The 20,799-nt window shown below is 43.1% G+C and carries 16 protein-coding genes; 2 read left to right on the top strand and 14 right to left on the bottom strand.

Annotated elements, in window-relative coordinates; genetic code table 11:
- Window positions 1-6 precede the first annotated feature (6 nt).
- The 13 genes from ACTJLE_RS01625 to map form a co-directional block, all read right to left on the bottom strand.
- Window positions 7-1,437: an ABC transporter substrate-binding protein gene (locus ACTJLE_RS01625; RefSeq protein ID WP_481267265.1), complete on the bottom strand. Its 1,431-nt coding sequence runs from the start codon at window positions 1,435-1,437 to the stop codon at window positions 7-9.
- A gap of 46 nt (window positions 1,438-1,483) precedes the next feature.
- Window positions 1,484-3,391 (bottom strand): glutamine--fructose-6-phosphate transaminase (isomerizing), encoded by a 1,908-nt coding sequence (glmS, locus tag ACTJLE_RS01620; RefSeq protein WP_481267150.1) that lies wholly within the window; start codon window positions 3,389-3,391, stop codon window positions 1,484-1,486.
- Between the two features lie 9 nt (window positions 3,392-3,400).
- Window positions 3,401-4,297: an amino acid ABC transporter permease gene (locus tag ACTJLE_RS01615; RefSeq protein ID WP_481267264.1), complete on the bottom strand. Its 897-nt coding sequence runs from the start codon at window positions 4,295-4,297 to the stop codon at window positions 3,401-3,403.
- A gap of 73 nt (window positions 4,298-4,370) precedes the next feature.
- Window positions 4,371-5,357 (bottom strand): ABC transporter substrate-binding protein, encoded by a 987-nt coding sequence (locus tag ACTJLE_RS01610; RefSeq protein WP_481267149.1) that lies wholly within the window; start codon window positions 5,355-5,357, stop codon window positions 4,371-4,373.
- A 161-nt stretch (window positions 5,358-5,518) separates the two neighbouring features.
- The gene (locus ACTJLE_RS01605) at window positions 5,519-6,313 is read right to left on the bottom strand and encodes an amino acid ABC transporter ATP-binding protein (RefSeq protein ID WP_481267263.1); all 795 of its coding nucleotides are present in this window, start codon (window positions 6,311-6,313) and stop codon (window positions 5,519-5,521) included.
- 90 nt (window positions 6,314-6,403) lie between these two features.
- Window positions 6,404-7,393: an amino acid ABC transporter permease gene (locus tag ACTJLE_RS01600; RefSeq protein WP_481267262.1), complete on the bottom strand. Its 990-nt coding sequence runs from the start codon at window positions 7,391-7,393 to the stop codon at window positions 6,404-6,406.
- Window positions 7,394-7,593: 200 nt separating this feature from the next.
- Window positions 7,594-8,532 (bottom strand): ABC transporter substrate-binding protein, encoded by a 939-nt coding sequence (locus ACTJLE_RS01595; protein WP_481267148.1) that lies wholly within the window; start codon window positions 8,530-8,532, stop codon window positions 7,594-7,596.
- Between the two features lie 219 nt (window positions 8,533-8,751).
- On the bottom strand, window positions 8,752-9,249 hold the full coding sequence (gene smpB, locus ACTJLE_RS01590) for an SsrA-binding protein SmpB (protein WP_481267147.1): 498 nt from the start codon (window positions 9,247-9,249) through the stop codon (window positions 8,752-8,754).
- 83 nt (window positions 9,250-9,332) lie between these two features.
- Window positions 9,333-10,721, bottom strand: a complete 1,389-nt coding sequence (locus ACTJLE_RS01585) for a CHAP domain-containing protein (RefSeq protein ID WP_481267261.1) — start codon at window positions 10,719-10,721, stop codon at window positions 9,333-9,335.
- Window positions 10,722-10,894: 173 nt separating this feature from the next.
- Window positions 10,895-11,818, bottom strand: coding sequence for a permease-like cell division protein FtsX (gene ftsX / locus ACTJLE_RS01580; RefSeq protein ID WP_481267146.1), 924 nt, complete (start codon window positions 11,816-11,818; stop codon window positions 10,895-10,897).
- Complete coding sequence (ftsE, locus tag ACTJLE_RS01575) at window positions 11,818-13,389, bottom strand: cell division ATP-binding protein FtsE (protein WP_481267145.1); 1,572 nt, start codon at window positions 13,387-13,389, stop codon at window positions 11,818-11,820. Before ftsE ends, ftsX begins: the two co-directional genes overlap by 1 nt.
- 73 nt (window positions 13,390-13,462) lie before the next feature.
- Window positions 13,463-14,599 (bottom strand): peptide chain release factor 2, encoded by a 1,137-nt coding sequence (prfB, locus tag ACTJLE_RS01570; protein ID WP_481267144.1) that lies wholly within the window; start codon window positions 14,597-14,599, stop codon window positions 13,463-13,465.
- A 142-nt stretch (window positions 14,600-14,741) separates the two neighbouring features.
- Window positions 14,742-15,515, bottom strand: coding sequence for a type I methionyl aminopeptidase (map, locus tag ACTJLE_RS01565; RefSeq protein ID WP_481267143.1), 774 nt, complete (start codon window positions 15,513-15,515; stop codon window positions 14,742-14,744).
- 135 nt (window positions 15,516-15,650) lie between these two features.
- Here map and ACTJLE_RS01560 point away from each other — a divergent pair, with 135 nt between their 5' ends.
- A complete protein-coding gene (locus ACTJLE_RS01560) occupies window positions 15,651-17,783 on the top strand; it encodes a M13 family metallopeptidase (protein ID WP_481267142.1) in 2,133 nt (710 codons plus the stop codon).
- Window positions 17,784-17,912: 129 nt separating this feature from the next.
- Here ACTJLE_RS01560 and ACTJLE_RS01555 read toward each other — a convergent pair whose 3' ends face one another.
- A complete protein-coding gene (locus tag ACTJLE_RS01555; RefSeq protein WP_481267141.1) occupies window positions 17,913-18,389 on the bottom strand; it encodes a single-stranded DNA-binding protein in 477 nt (158 codons plus the stop codon).
- Between the two features lie 321 nt (window positions 18,390-18,710).
- Here ACTJLE_RS01555 and ACTJLE_RS01550 point away from each other — a divergent pair, with 321 nt between their 5' ends.
- Window positions 18,711-20,069, top strand: a complete 1,359-nt coding sequence (locus tag ACTJLE_RS01550) for a CAP domain-containing protein (protein ID WP_481267140.1) — start codon at window positions 18,711-18,713, stop codon at window positions 20,067-20,069.
- Window positions 20,070-20,799 lie beyond the last annotated feature (730 nt).

Raw genomic sequence — 20,799 nt, 5'->3', positions numbered from 1 at the left:
ACGCAATTATCGCACTACAAAACCTTGATTATACCCGTATTCTTGCAAATCCTTACTCCACAGCTTAAGCCCGTCTTTTAAAGAAATTCTAGGGCCCGGATCGTCCGGAAGCCACAACTGACTGCCATCATCTTGCGTAATTCCGGCATCAATCATCGCTTGCACATTCAAACGCGCACGCGATTTTCTACTCCAATCGTACGCTTGACCCATAGTTGCTCGAAAATCACTACGAGAATACACTTCAAACGGCAAATACCTGTATCCGGTATCAACTTGATTTGCAGCAGCAGCAAATACGCGATTAAACTTTTGCCCACCAAAAAACGGTATGTCGATTCCTCTAGAATCACGAACTGTTGTGCGGTTCAAAAATGCCGAATCTCTAAGCGTCACAACATCTGCAGGAAAAGCTCCACCATGCACTCGCGCGTTAATTCCATCCATATCGTGGCACACAAAATTCACAAAACGTAATGCAGCTTCTGGTTTTCTACTTGATTTAAGAACAGATAGAGCAGATCCGCCCATTTCTGCGTTACGTTTTTCGCCATGTAAAGTTGGCACATTCGTAACTTTCCACAATCCTGCCGTACCTGGCACATTCTCAAGTAGCAGCGAAGGCATCCAAGCTCCCGCAAAAACAGAAGCAATTTTGCCGGAGCCAACACCGTTCTTCCAACGTTGAGTCCAAGTTGTAGTGCGGGTATCAATCAACCCTTCGTCAATCATTGACTGCCAAAACTTAGTAAAAGCTCTGGTTCCTTTATCGTATTCCAATCGCACAGTAACAGTTTTTCCATCATGCGATGTAATAAAAGGCCGTCCGCCTGCAAGCCAAATCATAGCGTTATAAAAGCTCGCATCACCCGAATCTGCCGCAATATACACTCCAATATCTTTAAGCTTTCTTGCAGCGTGACGGTAGTCTTCCCAAGTGTGTATTTGCGTTGCATCCACACCAGCTTGCTTAAAAACGTCGTCATTGTAGAACCACGCCATTGGGCCTGAATCCATTGGAAGCCCGTACACTCTTCCGCCTAATTGCACAGAAGACCATGTGCCAGGAGTGTAGAAAGTTCGCGTATCTTGCACACGATCTGTAATATCCAACAGTTGGCCGCTTACAGCGTATTGCGGTAGCGCAAAATACTCAAGTTGAGCAACATCTGGCATTCCGTAGCCATCTTGTATAGCGCTATTTAGATTGCTGTATCCGCTAGTATCTTTTACTGTTACGCGAACGTCCGGATTGCGTTTTTCAAATTCTTCCGCAATCAGTTTCATGCTTGGTTCCCAGGACCACACAGTTATATGCGTTCTAGCATCCGCATTAGTGCATCCGGAAAATAGCAATAAAGCAAAAACGCACAATATTGACATCACTAATTGCTTCAAACGATTGCGCGTATGCAATATTTTCGCTAGTGCAAGCATGATATATCTGTCCACTACTATTTACCGATATTCCGCAAGCGTTCCGCTATTCCACGGTTACGGATTTGGCAAGATTTCGCGGCTTGTCAACATCGTAGCCTTTTAGCTTCGCCATATCCATTGCAAATAATTGCAACGCAACTACGTCAACAAGCGGGCTTAAAAGCGTTGGACACTCAGGCCTCCAGAACACAATATCTGCATATCTTGCAGCATCCGGATCCCCTTCTTCCGCAACAGCTATGGTAAAAGCTCCGCGCGCTTTTACTTCTTCAATTCCAGAAATTACTTTCGCGTGCAAAACGTCTCGTCCGCGAGAAGACGGCACAATTACAACCACCGGCTCACCTGCGTCAACAAGCGCAATCGGACCATGCTTAAGCTCGCCAGCTGCGAAACCTTCCGTAAAAGTATATGCAATTTCCTTAAGTTTAAGCGCACCTTCTAGCGCAACAGGATATCCTACGTGACGACCTAAGAATAGGAAAGATTTGGCTTCAAGAGTATGCTCAGCCGCTTTCATAATTGTTTCAGATTGAGTGTCTAAAACATTTTGAATTTTATTCGGCATAGTTTTTAATTGCGATACGATTTGTTGAATTTCGTCGCGATACATTGTGCCTTTTACTTGCGCTAAATAAAGACCAAGCATATAAGCTGCCACGATTTGCGCTACAAAAGCTTTCGTAGAAGCAACAGCAATTTCCGGACCTGCGTGCGTGTAAAGCACTGCGTCAGATTCTCGCGGAATACTAGATCCTTGCGTATTGCATATTGCAAGAACGCGACTACCCTGCTCGCGCGCGTGACGCAAAGCCATAAGCGTATCCATTGTTTCGCCAGATTGTGAAATAGCAACTACCAGAGTGCGGTGCGTCAAAATAGGGTCGCGATATCTAAACTCGTGAGCAAGCTCCACTTCTACTGGAACGCGCACCCAATGCTCAATCGCATATTTTGCAACCAAACCTGCGTAGCTTGCAGTTCCGCAAGCAACAACAATAATCTTGTCAATTGCTCGCAAAACATCCTGACCAATATGCACTTCGTCAAGAACAATATTTCCTTGCGCATCAAAGCGGCCGCGCAAAGTGTCTGCAACAGCGTGCGGATCCTCATGAATTTCCTTATCCATAAAGGAATCCCAGCCGCCTTTTTCTACGGCAGACGCATCCCAATCAACTTTAAAGCAAGTAGGATTTTCAACAATATTGCCGTCAAAATCAGTAAGAAGCAAGCTAGCTTTGCTGCTTTCGTCAACATTTCCAATGCAAACAGCTTGATCTTGACCAACTTCTAAAACGCGGTCCGTATAAGCCACAAAAGCTGCAACATCCGAACCCAAGAAATACTCGCCTTCGCCAAGACCAACAACAAGAGGCGAATCGTGACGAACAGCAGCAACAATACCCGGCTGGCGAACGTCTACTGCCAGCAGCGTAAAAGCACCCTTAAGCATTTTTGCAGTTTTACGAAGAGCTGCAAACAAGTCCGGCTTACCAGTTTCTTCTACTATTTCGTTTGCGATTTTACCAAGTAATTTTGCTGCAACTTCCGTGTCGGTTTGGGAAGAAAATTCGTAGCCTTCTTCGTGAAGTTGCTCTTTTAGCAAAACAGCGTTTTCAATAATTCCGTTGTGAATAAGGGCGATTTTTCCGTCTGCGCTTGTGTGAGGATGTGCGTTTATATCGCAAGGAGCGCCGTTAGTTGCCCAACGAGTATGCCCGATTGCAGCACTCGCTTCCGGCATAGGATTCGCTTTAATATCCTCGCGCAATACTGCAAGACGACCTGCTTTTTTGCGCACAGCAACGCAATCCATTCCAGGTGCCACCAGTGCCACGCCTGAAGAATCATATCCGCGATACTCTAAACGCTCTAATCCGCCTAAACAAACTTCCAAAGGTTTTGCGCAAACTTTTCCAAAACCTGCGTATCCCACAATTCCACACATAATCTTTTATTATACGTCAACCTCAAGGCTTGTGTAGTATTTCTTTCGCGTCAAATTTCTTGCTTCGAAGCCTTTGCCGAAATGCTTTTCCAACATAGACTGCAAAACCATCAACACAGAAGTAATAACCAAATACCAAATACTAGCAACAAGAAGAAGAGGAATCGGCTTATAAATACGATTCGCAATAGCATTCGTAGCAAACTGAAGCTCAAGAGTAAAAGGCACAGCCAAAACCAAAGAAGTAGTCTTCAACATACCAATAGTCTCATTACCCAAAGGAGGAACAATAATACGCATAGCCTGAGGAAGAACCACACGACGCATCATCAAAGACCTACCCATACCCAAAGCCTGAGCAGCCTCAACCTGGCCAACATCCACAGCCTCCAAACCAGCACGAACAATCTCCGACAAATACGCAGCCTCATTAAGAGACAAACCAACAACAGCAGCCGTAAGAGAAGACATAACAACATTAGAATCAATAGACCAAAACTCTAAAGAAGTAAAAGGAATACCAACACTAATCTTCGGCACAAGAACAGCAAACATACCCCAAAACACAAGCTGCGTATAAACAGGAGTACCACGGAAAAACCAAATAAAGAACCAACTCACACCACGCAAAACCGGATTAACACTCTTACGCATCATCGCCAAACCAACAGCCAACACAATCGCAATAACCATAGCAAGCAAAGTCAGCCACAAAGTCCAGCCAATACCCGTAAGAACATTCTCGTCAATAATATATTTTGCGACTATATTCCATTCGAATCTGCGATTTGTTGCTATAGAATACAGCAAAGAGCAGGCCACTAGCGCAACTATTATTCCTGCAACAATAGGTCCCGGCTTTTTAACAGGCAAAATACGTTCGTCGTCGTTCTTTTTAGAAAACATATTCACAATACTACTCTAAACTCAATCAAAATCAGAAGTTACCGAAAGCTCAACCGCAAGCTAAACCGAAATCTCACACTTTTGGATTTATTTCAGGATGCTGAATCATAATATCTTCCACACCCCAAGCTTTCATAATTTTTTCATACGCGCCTGTTTGTATAAGCTTTTCAATACCAGCTTTAATAGCTTCAACAAGCTGCTTATCGCCTTTTTGCATAATAATGCCCATAAGAGCCTTATCTTTGCTCACTCCCAACGGCTCAAGCTGCTTATCGGTTTGCTCAATTGCAAAGCTAGAAACTGGAGTATCAGCATACATAACATCCACGCGCCCTGCTACAACAGCAGTCGTAGCGTCGGTTTGTTCTTTAAAAGCTAGAACATCTAAAGGCTGATCGTTTCGCGCTTTACACAAATCTCTAGCACTATACATTTGAGATTCGCTTGTGGTTCCAACTTGAACGGATACTTTTTTGCCACACAAATTATTAAGACTTACGTTAGTTGGGTTTCCTTTACGCACTACAAAAAGCAAGCCAGCATTTGCGTAAGTTACAAAATCAACTGCTTTTTCACGTTCTTGATTTACTGTAAAACCAGAAACGCCTATGTCGAACTTGCTTCCAACAGAAGGCAAAATAGCATCAAACGGAGCGTTAACAATATTAAGTTTTAATCCCATTAATTTTGCTAACGCTTTATTTAAATCAATTTCGTAGCCAACTACTGTTCTTCCGTCTCTTGCGTAGAATCCAGCCGGAGCGTAGCCAACATTCGTTCCCATAACTATTTCGCCTTTTTCCAGCAATTTTTTGGGAAGAAGAGAAGCAATTTTTTCGTCTTTTTTAATGCTGTTAATATTGTAGCTACGCTCAAGCAACGGGTCGCGCCCTACGGCATCAGTTGTGCCGCAAGCTCCAGAAATTCCTATGAGAGTTGCAGAAACAAGCGCGGCAATAGAACGCATCCATCTAGGAGATCCTAAAAAAGCCCACTTGTTTTTGCATCTCTTATGATACACATCAGCCTTCGTAATATCCTGGCATGCTTGAATCATAGAATCCCTTAATAACTAGCTATTAGAACAAGCACAACTGTACCACTAGTACTCAAGTAATACGAAATCTTATTTCTAATAATTTTTAATAATTTTCGACAATTTTTTACGATATTCGCAAAATTTTTAGTATTTTCGTAAAAATTTGGCAAAAAATATTTTTATAGCACGTGATGCAGGAAATCTTGGAAACGCTCAGTTTGCGGATTGTCAATAATATCAGCAGTTCCGCACTCAACAACTTTGCCATCGTCCATAAAAACAACCTGATCCGCAACTTCTTTAGCGAAACCAATTTCGTGCGTTACTACAATCATTGTCATTCCGTCTTTTGCAAGATTGCGCATAACGTTTAATACTTCACCAACAAGTTCTGGATCAAGCGCAGAAGTTGGCTCATCAAACAGCATAATTTCCGGCTTCATTGCAAGAGCGCGCGCAATTGCCACACGCTGCTGCTGGCCGCCAGAAAGCTCAGCAGGATAATGATTCATTCGCTCAGCCATACCAACTCGCTTAAGCTCTTCAATCGCCAACTTGCGCGCTTCTTGAACATTCATATGCAAAACGTGAACAGGCGCTTCCATAACGTTTTCTAACGCAGTCATATGAGGGAATAAATTGAAACGCTGGAATACCATGCCAAGTTTCGCACGCTGCTGCGCTATTTCTTTATCCGTAAGAGCTTGTAAGCATTTTTCGCCTTTATGCGTTACTGGTTTTACTCCAATGCGCTCGCCATAAATGCTTATGCTTCCAGCGCTAAGAGTTTCAAGCTGGTTAATTAAACGCAATAATGTTGATTTTCCGGATCCAGAAGGACCTAAAATAACAGTTACGGTACCAGGATTAACAGTAATATTAATATCTTTTAAAACAGTAAGACTGCCGAAAGATTTCTGCACGTTTTTTAAGCTTACTGCAGGAAGATTGCTTTCATCGTTTTGAATAGTCATATTCACGCCCTCATTGTAAATATTTTCCAAAGTATTACTCATATTATTAAGTTACGTATATAGCAATGTTACAACGCTACAATGCTACCACTATGCATTAAAGCCTAGCATAGCTGCATCGTTACGCCCTTTAACATTCTTCTGCTTTGCATGCAAAGAGTCGTCTCCGCGCTGATCGGAATCAGTGTTCAGCTGAGCATGCTTCACAATATCTCTTGCTTCGAAGCCTTTGCCGAAATGCTTTTCCAACATAGACTGCAAAACCATCAACACAGAAGTAATAACCAAATACCAAATACTAGCAACAAGAAGAAGAGGAATCGGCTTATAAATACGATTCGCAATAGCATTCGTAGCAAACTGAAGCTCAAGAGTAAAAGGCACAGCCAAAACCAAAGAAGTAGTCTTCAACATACCAATAGTCTCATTACCCAAAGGAGGAACAATAATACGCATAGCCTGAGGAAGAACCACACGACGCATCATCAAAGACCTACCCATACCCAAAGCCTGAGCAGCCTCAACCTGCCCAACATCCACAGCCTCCAAGCCAGCACGAACAATCTCCGACAAATACGCAGCCTCATTAAGAGACAAACCAACAACAGCAGCAGTAAGAGAAGACATAACAACATTAGAATCAATAGACCAAAACTCTACAGAAGTAAAAGGAATACCAACACTAATCTTCGGCACAAGAACAGCAAACATACCCCAAAACACAAGCTGCGTATAAACAGGAGTACCACGGAAAAACCAAATAAAGAACCAACTCACACCACGCAAAACCGGATTAACACTCTTACGCATCATCGCCAAACCAACAGCCAACACAATCGCAATAACCATAGCAAGCAAAGTCAGCAGCAGCGTCCAACCGATTCCAGCAAGAACATTATTGCTAATAAGATATACGCCAACTACATCCCACTCAAAGCGAGGGTTAGTAACAATTCCGTAAATAAGCGAAAGTGCGACTATTGCTACAATTACTCCTGCAACAATAGGCCCCGGCTTTTTAACAGGCAAAATGCGCTCGGATTGAGTTGCATTAGCGTTAGTTTTTGAAGAATGTGAGATTGCAGAATTCAACTTATTCTCCCTAAAAGTTACGTGTACAAATTGCGTTTACAAACTGCGTTTACAAATTGCGTTTATAAATTGCGTTTATTTGAATATTTATAAAGTAATGCAAATTTACCATTTAATGCCATAAACAGTAAATTTGCATATAAAAAGCTAGATAAGGCTACTCAATTTAAGAAGCATTTTAAGCAAGATTAAAGCTTTGGATTAACTACAGCTTGCTTAATAGCAACGTCTTCAACGCCCCACTTCTTTAGAATATCCTTGTAAATTCCGGACTTCATAAGCTTATCGATACCAGCTTTAACAGCCTTAAGCATTGCAGAATCGCCCTTCTTAACTGCAGCACCCATAGGCTCAGCGTCCTGGCTTTCTCCAATAATCTCAAGCTTTCCAGGATTCTTAACTGCAGCATAACCAGCTACAGGAGTATCTGCATACATAACGTCTGCGCGTCCGGAAAGAAGTGCGGTTGTGGCATCCGTTTGCTCTTTGAAGCTCATGATTTCAAGTGGCTTATCGTTATTTGCAGCGCACTGCTTCTTGGCTTCTTCCATAATTGGTTCGCCAACAGTGCCGGTTTCCAACGTTACCTTTTTGCCGCAAAGATTCTTTGTGTCTACCTTAGTTGGGTTTCCCTTGCGCACTTCAAAAGACAAGCCAGCATTTGCGTAAGTTACGAAATCCACGGACTTCATACGCTCTGCGTTTACAGTAAAGCCAGAAATACCAACGTTATACTTACTTCCGATTGCTGGAATAATCGAATCGAACTGTGCGTGAACGATTTTTGCATTCAAGCCCATAACCTTCGCAAGTGCCTTCGAGAAGTCGATTTCATAGCCTACTGGAGTTTTGCCATCTGCAGCAAAGAATTCTGCAGGAGCGTAGCTAACGTTTACGCCAACAACAAGCTCGCCTGTTTTCGCAACTTTTTCTGGCACAAGTGACGCAACGGAATCGTCTTTTTGAACGTGGCTCACATCGTAGCTGCGAGCAACGTCTGGATCAGCGTTCTGCTGGGAATCGGCAGGTCCGCAAGCTGCAAGAGTTGCAAGCAATGCTAAGGAAGCAACAGCAGCAGTTGATTTAATTGAATTAATCGAGTTAATTGACTTGAGTGACTTAAACATTTTTTCTTCTCCTAATTTAAGTATTCAAAAACAATAATTTGCATTGATGTGTATAACTATACATGACATCCCTACTATTTCAACAGCACTTTATGCAGATTATTGAATATAGCGAAATACTCATACAACATATTTGCGTAATATTTGCACTTTTTGTAAATAAGTACTGTATATTATTCGCAATATTGTATATTATGCGGCGTGTCGCATTTTTGCTTTTTAGTCAATACTTCTAGAACGCAAGTTTCTGTAGCGCATTTCGCGCAAAGCTTCGCGCTTATCCTGCTCCTCGCGCAAAGCCTGACGCTTATCAAACTCTTTTTTACCTCGAGCTAAAGCAATTTCGACTTTTACGTAACTTCCCTTAAAATACAAGCGCAACGGAACTACAGTATATCCTTTTGCTTCAGTCTGCCTAGAAAGTTTATCAATTTGAATAGCGTGCAGAAGAAGCTTACGCTTGCGTTTAGGAGCGTGATTATTCCACGTGCCATTTAAATATTCAGGGATATTAGCTCCCTCAAGCCACATTTCACCGCGTCGATCAATACTAACGAAAGATTCCGCTAAAGACGCGCGCCCTTCGCGCAAAGACTTAACTTCCGTTCCAGTAAGAGCCAGACCAGCTTCGTAGCAATCTTCAATAACGTAGTCATGATGCGCTTTACGGTTTTGAGCTACCGTAACTGTACCATCTTGTGCAGGTTTATTCGCCATAAATCCTCTCCAATACGCATCACTTAAAAACAAAACTTGCCATAAAACATTACTATTTTATGGCAAGTGCGCGAGTTAGCAAATTAGTAGTGTACGTACTCGTAGTTTGCGGAATTTTGAATAGTTTCGTAAGCAGGGAAGGTTGAGAAACCAGTTCCGCCTTCGGAAACAAGCACGGAGCCGTCCGCATTTACGCGCTCAACAACAGCAACGTGACCGTATTGAGAGCTTGCATTCCAATTATTCACGCGCTGACCCCTAGCAAACACCATCACAGCACCCACGTGCGGAGTACGATTCACAAGATACCCCAAGCGCCTTGCGGTATTTGCCCAATCTCCACCATTGCCCATAAACGAGCCAACTGGAAGACCCAGCTGCGAGCGCCTCAAATATGCCCACAAAGTGCATTGACGAGGAGGATACGCGGATCCGCCAGCAGTATTTCCAGTATTATGGCCGTAGCAGTTGCCGGATCCTTCGGCGCAATTACCTGGAACCTCATAGCTCATGCCGTTAGCTGCTCCGTTAGATAATTTCATTGGAGGAAGTTCGATTCTAGAATAAGAATTTCCACCGCTTACTTGCTGACGGTTTCCGGCTCTAGGATCCGCTCGTGCAACCGCCTTATTTGCAAGAGCGCGAGCTTGAGCGTCGATTGCCGACTTCATTGCAATAATTTCTGCAGCTTCGCGCGCAGATTGCGAAGTTAATTCACTCTTTTGAGATTCGAGCTGCTTGCGAATGTTTTCGCCTTGGTTACGCAAGTCTTGTAAAGCTTGACGCTTGTCGTTAGCAGCTTTAGCTGCAGCTTGTGCGCTTTGAGATTGAATATCTGCTTGCTGCTTTAGTTTAGCAATTTCTTCCTCAATAGCAGCCAAACGTTGACGGCGATTCATAGAAGTATTGAGTTTTACAGCAGCATCGTTAGCAGCATTCGCTTCACTTCTAGCAACAGCGGCTTCGGATTGCAATTTGCCAACAAATTGTTCTGTAGTTGTTGACTTCATAACAATATCCATTACGTCGGATGCTTGAGATCCGTGGAAGCTTTTACGCGCAATTTGCGCTACAGCAGCTTTTGCATCGTCAAAATCGATACCTGTTTTTTTAATTTTTTCTTCCAAATCTTGCTTATCTTTTTGAGCAGATTGCAAACGCTGTTGAGTTGATTCAACAAGGCTTCTCGCTTGAGAAGCTTGATCATCTGCTTGCTGAGCTGCACGTACTTGATTCGGAATTTGATGCTCAGTTAAATCGTTTAATTCAAGAATTTTGTTTGCAAGCTGCTTATTAACGCCCGCAAGTTTACGCTTTAAAGTTTCGCTATGCTTTATTTTTTGCCTGTACTCTTTCATACTGACTGCATTCGCAGTAGAAACAGTTATTAGCGCCCCAACGCTACCTGCAACAAGCATTGAAAAAGCAACAACTAAGCTCACTATTATATGAGTGCGTCGAATGGCAAGCATGCTACGTCGATCCTCGCTCATATCACTTCCCTTTCCACATAACTAATGCGAATTATAGCGTGACACAAGGAATCACGCGAGCTATATGTTATAAATCTTACATTTATTATTAAATTTAGTATTAAATTTAGTATTACTTTTAGTATTCATTTAACTAAACGTAACGCTAAAATTTAAGCCTTTAAGTAGCGTCTTAAAGCAATTGCAGAAGCGATTACGGATAACACTACAGCACCAGCAACAAGCATCGGCACGCACAACCAAACTGTTGATTGCGTCACAAACGGCATCCAACGCACATTTTGCGCAAGCCAATCTGTTACGAAGAACTTAACAACTAAGCTTAAAGCGCCGCCTGCAAGTAAAGATCCTGCAAACGAAGCAAAAGCTCCTTCGAGAATAAACGGCATTCGAATAGTCCAGTTAGACGCGCCAACTAAACGCATAATTTCTGTTTCTTGACGTCTACTTGCTGCCGACATGCGAATTGTAGTGCCGGTAAGCATGATTGCAACCAATACCATAACCGCAGCAAGCACAATCGTAACTACTGTAGCTCTATTAAGCACGCTGAAAACTGGGTCAAATATTTGACGCTGATCAACAACTTCTTCCACACCGTCTCGCCCGGAAAGAACTTCCGAAACAACTTGGTATTTCATAGGATTCGTAAGCTTTAAGCGAAGCGAATCCTGCATATCTGCGGCAGTAAGCGTACGGCCTTGATACATTCCGTTAGGATACTGTTTTAAGAAAGTATTTTTGTAGAACTCGTTACGACTTACGTAAGTAATATTTGAAACATCGTCTCCAAGCTCTTGGTAAATAACATGCTCTAATTTAACGATTTCGGAGTTAGTTGGAGCTTTACCAGAAGCACACGAAGGCGCTTGGCTTGTGCCATCCGGGCAAAGCCACGCAACCACTTCCACTTTGTCGTACCAGTCACCTTTTGCTTTAGTAATCTGCGCTTGCATAAGCACGGATGCGCCAATAAATAGGAAGGAAATGAACGTTACTAGCATTACTGAAAGAATCATAGAAACGTTACGGCGTAAACTAATGCAAGTTTCGGAAAAAATAAATCGCAAACGCATTATTTCACTCCTTCATTTGAATTTTTATCGTCGCTATGATTATCGTCACTGTGATTATTTGAAGCGAAAATTGGCGGCTTAGGAGGAGCCGGAGGCATTGCGGAAATTGAGGATGCATGATTATTTTCTGCAATTTCTGCATTTTCTGCATTCTCTTCAGATTCAGCGAATTCTTCAGATTCTTCAGATTCTGCAGATTCAGTATTTTCTTCAGATTCTGCAGATTCTACATTCTCTGCATTTTCATATGATTCTGCATTCTCTTCAGATTCAGAATTTTCTGTATTTTCTGCATTTTCTGCTATTTCTTCAGATTTATTAGCATCATCTTCCGAATTATTTTCGGTATACGCATTATTTTCAGCTACATAATTTTCAGAATCTGCATTCTCAGCTTCAGCATTTTCAGCTTCATTAGTAGTTTCGTTAACTTCAAGATTTTCTAAATCTTTAGAATCTTTCGAAACAGAAGTATCTTCCAAAGCAACATTATCGTCTGAATCAATCGAATCAACAGAATCAACAGAATCAACAGCGCCTTCAGAAGTAGCAGAAACAAGTCCGCGACCCCACGTCATAGTTGTTTCCAACGACTGGAACACTTCGCCGTATCTACCAGTTCGACCCGAATGCACGGATTGAGCGAGTCTAGCAATACCATCGTTAACAGCATTGTCACTTTGCAAAGACTTAGTTACCATATCAACTGCTTCGCGAGCTTGTGCCGCGCGCTGAGCTTTTTTAGAAAGTCTCCTATGACGTTCAGTATGCTCAAGCGTAGAAGATTCAGACAAAGCAGAATCAGCATTTTGATTATTTGCATTTTCAACAGTTTGCTGAGCTTTAGACTTCTGCTCAACGTCGGAATCTGGGAAGTAAAGCGCAGAATCGTAAGAACCTTCGCGCTCATCTCGCACAATCTTTCCAGCATGAAGTTCAACCACGCGCTTACGCATTGAGTTCACGATTTCCTCATTATGCGTAGCCATAACAATCGTTGTGCCTGTGCGGTTAATAGCATCCAAAACTTCCATAATTCCAAGAGAAGTTGTAGGGTCCAAGTTGCCAGTAGGCTCATCGGCAAGAAGAATTTGCGGATGGTTCACATACGCGCGAGCAATAGCCACACGCTGAGCTTCACCACCAGAAAGCTCATGAGGATAATTATGCTCTTTGCCAGTTAAACCAACTGTTTCCAAAACGCGCGGCACAAGCGAACGAATAGTCGCCCTGCTTGTACCAATCACTTCCAAAGCAAAAGCAACATTTTGATACACGGTTTTGTTATTAAGTAACTTATAATCCTGGAAAATAAAGCCAAGAGATCTGCGATACTGAGGCACCTGACGGTTAGAAAGTCTGCGCAAATCGTTACCAGCAACGTGAATTTCACCACCATTTGCTTCTTCTTCGCGAAGAAGCAAACTCAGCAATGTAGTTTTTCCGGATCCGGAAGCACCAACAAGAAACACAAAATCGCCGCGATTAACTTGCAATGATACATTATCCAATGCTGGTCGTGTGCCTCGCGGATATATTTTCGACACATGCTCTAATGAAATCAGCGACATTGTTTTTCTGTTTCCTTCCAGAGGATTTATTTAGTATTTACTTTTTAAGATTAGTTAATAGCTATCTTACTTTTTAAGCTTCCGCCTCAGCTTCTTTTTGAGCTTCAACTCGCTGCTCGTGCCTCCAACGAATACCAGCCTCAATAAAGCCGTCAATATCGCCGTCGAAAACAGCTTGAGTTTGTGAAGTTTCGTAGCCAGTGCGCAAATCCTTCACCATTTGATACGGGTGAAGCACGTATGAGCGCATCTGGTCTCCCCAACTTGCCTTAATATCTCCAGCAAGCTCCTTCTTTTTCGCTGCTTCCTCAGCATGCTTAAGCACAAGCAAACGCGATTGCAAAACAGCCATTGCAGCAGCACGATTCTGAATCTGACTGCGCTCATCCTGCATAGAAACAACCAAGCCGGTTGGCAAATGCGTAATACGAACAGCAGAATACGTAGTGTTCACGCCCTGACCGCCAGGACCAGACGCTTGGAAAGTATCAACGCGAATGTCGGAATCTGGAATATCAATATGATCCGTAGCTTCAACTAAAGGAATTACTTCCACTGCACTAAAGCCAGTTTGACGACGGCCTTGATTATCGAATGGCGAAATACGAACCATTCTGTGCGTGCCACCTTCTACAGAAAGACGACCATACGCGTAAGGAGCATCCACTTGGAAAGTTGCGGATTTAATACCAGCTTCTTCTGCATAAGACGTGTCCATCATCTTAGTTTTGTAGCCGTTTCGCTCAGCCCAACGCAAGTACATACGTAGCAACATTTGCGCAAAATCAGCAGCATCAACGCCGCCCGCACCAGAACGAATCGTAACAACTGCGGAACGAGCGTCGTATTCGCCGTCAAGAAGAGTCTGAACTTCCATATCATCAAGCTCGTGTGCAATAGATGAAAGCTCTTCTTGAGCTTCGCTCATGGAATCAGAATCCCCTTCTTCCTGCCCAAGCTCAAACAAAGTTTTAGTATCTTCAATGCGCTGATCTACAGCTTGCAAACGCTTCAACTGAGACTGAGCTGCAGAAAGCTTACTAGTAACTTGCTGAGCATGCTCAGAATCATCCCAAAGTCCAGGCTCAGCAGCCTGCTTTTCTAAATCCGCAATCGTAGACTTCAACGAATCAACGTCTATTGCTTTAGAAATCGAAGAATACTTTGCTTCAACATCATTTAACGCTTGGGCAAAATCAAATTCCGCCATTTATCTAAAGTACCTCTTTATATACTTGTTTTACGTCTTACGCAATTACTACTCGCAAAACTTTTACCAAATAAACTATTTATAAAGTATTTATAAAGCATTTATAAAGTATTTATAAACTATTTATAAACTATCTATAAGTTTAGCGTACAGTCAAAATTTCCGGACCATTCTCCGTAATTGCAATAGTATGCTCGCTGTGAGCGCCGCGAGAACCATCAGCAGAACGAAGAGTCCAACCATCCTTAGGATCCTGGTAAATTTCGTCAGTAGTCTTTAAGAACCATGGCTCAATTGCAATAACTAAACCTGGGCGAAGCTTGTAGCCGTGGTGAGCAGTGCCATCGTTAGGAACGTGCGGATCGCCATGCATAATATGGCCAACTCCGTGACCGCCAAACTCAAGATTCACGCTGTAACCATACTCGTGAGCAACGCAACCAACAGCTGCAGAAATATCACCAAGACGGTTGCCAGGCTGAGCCATATTAATACCAGCCTCAAGAGCTTCCTCAGTGCACTTAATTAAGCGCAAATCCTCAGGATCAGCATGCTCTCCAACCACGAAACTAATAGCAGAATCACCAACCCAACCGTCGACGTTAATTGCCAAATCAAGAGTTAGCAAATCGCCATCCTTAAGGTTGTAATCGTAAGGAACACCATGAAGCACGGCATCGTTTACAGAAGTGCAAATGTAGTGCGCAAAAGGACCGGTTCCAAAATCAGGAGCATAGTCAACATAGCAAGAAGACGCACCTTTACGGCTCACAATACGCTGGCGAACGAAGTCATCAATTTCAAGAAGATTCGTACCAACTTTGGTCATTGCTTTCAAATCTTTAAGAATACTACCTACGAAGCGACCTGCAGGTTTCATCGCTTCAATTTCAGCTGGAGTTTTCAGTTCAATCATGCTTCAAGACTAACGCGCAGGCACGAAAATAGCGCAAAATATGGCGAAAATACGGCGAAAATATGAAGAAAATATTGCGAAAATATTGTGAAAATACTAGCTAATAGTGTCGCTTAATACTTGTAAGCTAGGTTCATGCTTAATAACAATGAAAATAATAATAAAGAATCGCAGAAAGAAATTTCTGCTGTAGATTTCGACCCTGCTTCCTTCTCGTCAGTTACTCGTCCACAAGACGACTTGTTCCGTTACGTAAACGGCCCTTGGATTGACACTTACACTCTTCCAGACGACCGCCCAATGTACGGCGCATTCCACAAGCTTGCAGAAGATGCAGAAAAGCAAATTCGAGATATTTTAGAAAGCGAAGATTGCTCAGCTAAAAAATCTCAAGCTTTATACCGTAACTATTTGGATACTGCAGCTATTGAAAAAGCTGGAATTACGCCAATTAAAAGCGATTTAGACGCTGTAGATAAAGCTTGCAGCAAGGAAGATTTGGTTCGCACTCTCGGCACGCTTAACCCTTACGGCGGACCGGATGCAATGTTCTATTTTGGCGTTTACGGAGATCCTAAGGATCCTAAGACGAATATTATGCATATTGAGCAGTCGGGATTGGGCTTGCCAGACGAAGCGTACTATCGTGAAGACAATTACGCTCCAATTCGCGATGAATACGTAAAAATGGTGGCTTCTTTGCTGCGCTTAGCAGGCTACGGAGACGCAACTACTACACAAGCGCAAGCCGAGCGTTTCTTGAATGTTGAAACTAAAATCGCGAAGCACCATTGGGATAACGTAGCAACTCGCGATTCTCAAAAAACCTATAATCCTTGCGATTATGCTGATTTGGCAAAAACTCTTGAAGCGCTTAATCTCGACGCTTTCTTAGACGCTACTCAAAAAGCGTACGATAATTGCGAAGAAGCAAAGCTTCAGCCAATCAACCTTCGTGAAGCTTTTAACAAAGTTGTAGTTCACGAGCCAAGCTTTATGGAAGGTTTGAATAAGATTTGGCAAGAATCCGACTTAGAAGATTTAAAGCTTTGGACGCGCGTGCACGTTATTTTGCGCTGGGCAAGCTTACTTAGTGAAGATTTTGCACAAGCGCGATTCGACTTCTACGGCAAGGTGCTTTCTGGTGCTACAAAGCAGCGCGACCGTTGGAAGCGCGCAGTAGGAGTTGTTGACGATTCTTGCGGTGAAGAAATTGGCTTAGAATACGTGCGCTTGCACTTCCCTGAGTCTTCTAAAAAGTATATGCAAGAATTAGTTAACAATCTTATTAACGCTTATCGCGAGTCGATTTCGCACAGCAGCTGGCTTGGCGAGGAGACTAAAGCGAAGGCTTTGGAAAAGCTTAGCAAGTTTGAGCCGAATATTGGTTACACGAATCATTGGGTTGACTATTCTGCGTTAAATATTAAGGAAGACGCTGGTTTAGTTGAGAATATGCGCGAAGTTTATCGATTTGGCTTTGGTAAGAATACTGCGAAAGCTGGAAAGCCTGTGGATCGCGAAGAATGGCAGATGACTCCGCAAACTGTGAACGCTTACTACGATCCGTTGCTTAACGTAATCGTGTTCCCTGCTGCAATTTTGCAACCACCATTCTTTAACCCGAGCGCTCCAGACGCAGCAAATTATGGCGCTATTGGTGCCGTGATTGGCCACGAAATCGGTCACGGTTTTGACGACCAAGGTTGCGAATACGACGGCGACGGCATGCTTAACAATTGGTGGACTGAAGAAGATAAAGCCAACTTTGCTGAGCGCACTAAGAAGCTTATTGAACAATACAATGCTTTTACACCAACGCAACTTATTGTTAAATACTCTCACTTAAAGAGCAAAGCTGAGCGAGACGCAATGCCTCACGTAAACGGCGCTTTAACAATCGGCGAAAATATTGGCGATTTAAGCGGCGTAACTATTGCGCTTAAAGCTTACGCTTTCGCTTTGCAAAAGAGCGAAGGACGAGAGATTGACGGAAGCGACGACGCAATTCGCGAAACTTTGCTGAACGCTCCTGAAGTAGAAGGTTTCACTGCTTTGCAACGATTCTTCTTAAGCTACGCGTTGGTATGGCGTTCCAAAGCTCGTAACGAGATTGCGGAGCAGCTGCTTCAAATCGACCCGCACTCCCCAGCCGAATGCCGCACTAACGGAATCGCTCGAAACGTGGACTTGTTCTACGATGCTTTCAGCGTTAAAGAAGGCGACGAAATGTGGCTCGACCCTGCAGAGCGCGTACACATTTGGTAAAGCATAATAACTGCATATAAATTGCATATAAATAAGCCTGCACGCGTTTTATTAAACGTTCGCAGGCTTATTTTGTGTGCGTATACTTTACCACACTGGAAATAAGTATTTTTTTTCTTCTTTAAATATTTAAATATCGGCATCACCTCCGTATTCTTCGTCTGTATCGTTTGAATCACTTTCGGTATGTTCTGTTTGCGATTGCTTACTATTTTTTGCGCGCTCATTTTTAGCGGAATCAGCATTTCGCTTCGTAAATTGCGTAGTTCCACGATTTAAATCGTGACCAATAGCAGAAGCTTCCAAAATTATGCGATTATAATCATTCCCGTCTTTCGTCCAACTTTCGGTACTTAAATTGCCGTATACCATAATCGCATCGCCTTTATGCACGCTTTTTAACACGTTTGAAGCCAATGTGCGATACGCTTTTACTGTCATCCAAGTAGTAGGACGCTCATGCCATTGCTGCTCGTCGTTTCGGTAATAAGATTGCGTGCTTGCAATTCGAAGAGAGCATGCCGGAGAATTTTCGTTACGACCAAAACTCACCGGTTCTGCGCCTACATATCCGTTTATTGTAACGGTTGACTGTTGTTGTGCCATTTTCTATCCTTTCACAAATTGGACTGCAGCCATTTCAGCCCCGAAATCAGAGCCACCATTGCCCCTGAGCTTCGCAGCCGCGAGGAAATGCCGCAGTAATATCAACTATGAACTCAGCGCAACTTTTTTGCCAGAAAATTCTTCCATTGTGGTTAAAACCTATGTTTTATCCACAATATTTAAAAACTGTTGATTATTAAATAAAACTGTTGTAACGATGCGCGACGCTACCTGTATTTGTTAACAATTCCTTATAACAAGGTATTATTAAGCAATCGTATTGTAAAAAGAAATGACTTTAGAGTAGTGAAGAAGAGATTTATGATGCAAAAAAGTTCACGCAGTATAGTATGTGCGGTTATTGTAACGGCGTTTTTGTGCGGTTTATCGTGTGCATTTTTGCATAATTATTCGCATAATTTTTCACATAATTATTCGCATACTTATTCGCAAGCTAATTCAGCATCTTCAAATCTTAGCTACGAAAATCGTATAAAAAGTCGTATTAAAAGTCGTATTAAAAATCCTATTCTTCCGCAAAAAAATACAGCGGTTCGCACTTCTTGGATTAAGTCAGATAGCATTGCAAGTTATGTTATGTCGGAAATAAGAAACGCTAGGTCGCGACTTTACGATGATCGAAGCATGTATTTTGAGGGCGTTCCTTTGCAAGATTATGTGCGACGTTTTGGGCTTACGAAACAAGCGTATGTGAATAATATTCAGTACGATTCGGAGAATGAAGAAGATGCGTATCGTCGTGCGCAAGAAACGGCTCAGCATGGTAAGCTTGGTCATTTTGCTCCAGATGGTGTTAGTGATCCTAATTATTCGGGTCGTAAGGCTTGGGGTGAAAATTTAAGCTGGGGTCTCGATTTTTACGGCTCTATGAAGGGTTGGATTGGCGACGAGGAAGCTCCATTGCGTTCTGCTCGCGGATACTTTACTGAAGAAGACAGCCATTTGTATCAAATTTTGAATCCAAGCAATCTGTCTTTTGCTTACGGAGAAGCTCCAGGCGGTCCATATGGAATTGTTGGCGTGATGACTTTGTCGGAGTATCACGGAAACATTGACTATTCTGTTGGCAAGATTGGCTATTCTGGCCCTTCTGAGGACGAAAGGCGTCGTGCTGCCGAAGAAGAGGCAGCGCGAAAGAAGAAGGAAGAGGAAGAGCGTAAGGCTCGCGAAGAAGAGGAAGAAAAGCTTCGTCTGGCGCGTAAAGCTCATAAAGCGCATAAGAAGCATCACAAAGTTGTTAAATCTTTGAAAAAAATTAGTGCGTTTAATTGGATTTTGGCTACTACTATTGCATCTGTTGCGATTGTTGTGATTGCGGCGGTAGCATGCGGCATTTGGTACTTCTTGTTGCGCAAGAAGAAGCGAGCTGAGCTTGAAGCTTCGGAAGATGTTGCAAAAGAGCTTTCCGAAAAGCTTTCCGAAGATAGTGCTGAAGAAAAATCGGAAGATAGTACTGAAGAAACTTCTGAAGAAAAGTCGGAAGAAAAATCTGAAGATACTCCTGAAGAAAAGTCGGAAGATACTCCTGAAGAAAAGTCGGAAGATACTCCCGAAAAACCAACAGAAGATAGCGCTGAATCTGATTCTTCTGAAGATAGTACTGAAGAAAAGTCGGAAGAAAAGTCGGAAGAAAATACCGACGAACCTTCCGAGGAATAAGAATTTTAGGCTATTTTACGATTTGTTTACTGTGTCGCTAGTTTCTGGAGATTTATCTCCTCACTAACGCGACGACCTGCGTAATTCGACCTTCCCGCATATAGCTTACTGCGTTAGAGCCTCTAGTTGGTGGTTATGAGACCTTCGCGCAGATGGCGTTCTGCGCGCGGGCCTGATGACCTACGTAATTCGACATTCATGCAGTTTGCGTTCTGCGTTAGAGCCTCTAGTTGGTGGTTTGGAGACATTCGCGCAGAAGAGTTACTGCGCTACGGTCGGAAGATGCGCGAAATGAGGCTCTAGTGCAGTACGGTTCTGCGCGAGTGTCTCATTTAGCTTGTTTTAAGACATTCGTGCAGTACGTTTCTGCGTTAGGGTCGGAAGATATGCGAAATGAGGCTCTAGTGCAGTACGATTCTGCGCGAGTGTCTCATTTAGCTTGTTTTGAGACATTCGTGCAGCGCGACGACCTGCTTTCGCGCTTGTTCCTCACGGCATAGCCGTTCGGCTGATTTGCGAATCGACGACTTCGAGCTGCATAATGCGCGAGAAGTCACTTCGATTCGCTGAGCTTGCTCAGAGTTGAAAGCACGGTGTGCTTTCAACGCAAGCGAGGTCTGCCTTCGTCAATAAAGACGAAGGCAGAGCAGGCTGGTGTGGTTGTTCATTGGGATTTTGGTTGTGTTTTGTGTGCGCTGACGACGTGCCTGAGCGCTCAGGCAGGTCGTCG

This window comes from Gardnerella sp. CCPDSM (assembly GCF_056754715.1).
This window is presented reverse-complemented; position numbering and strand designations above follow the sequence as displayed.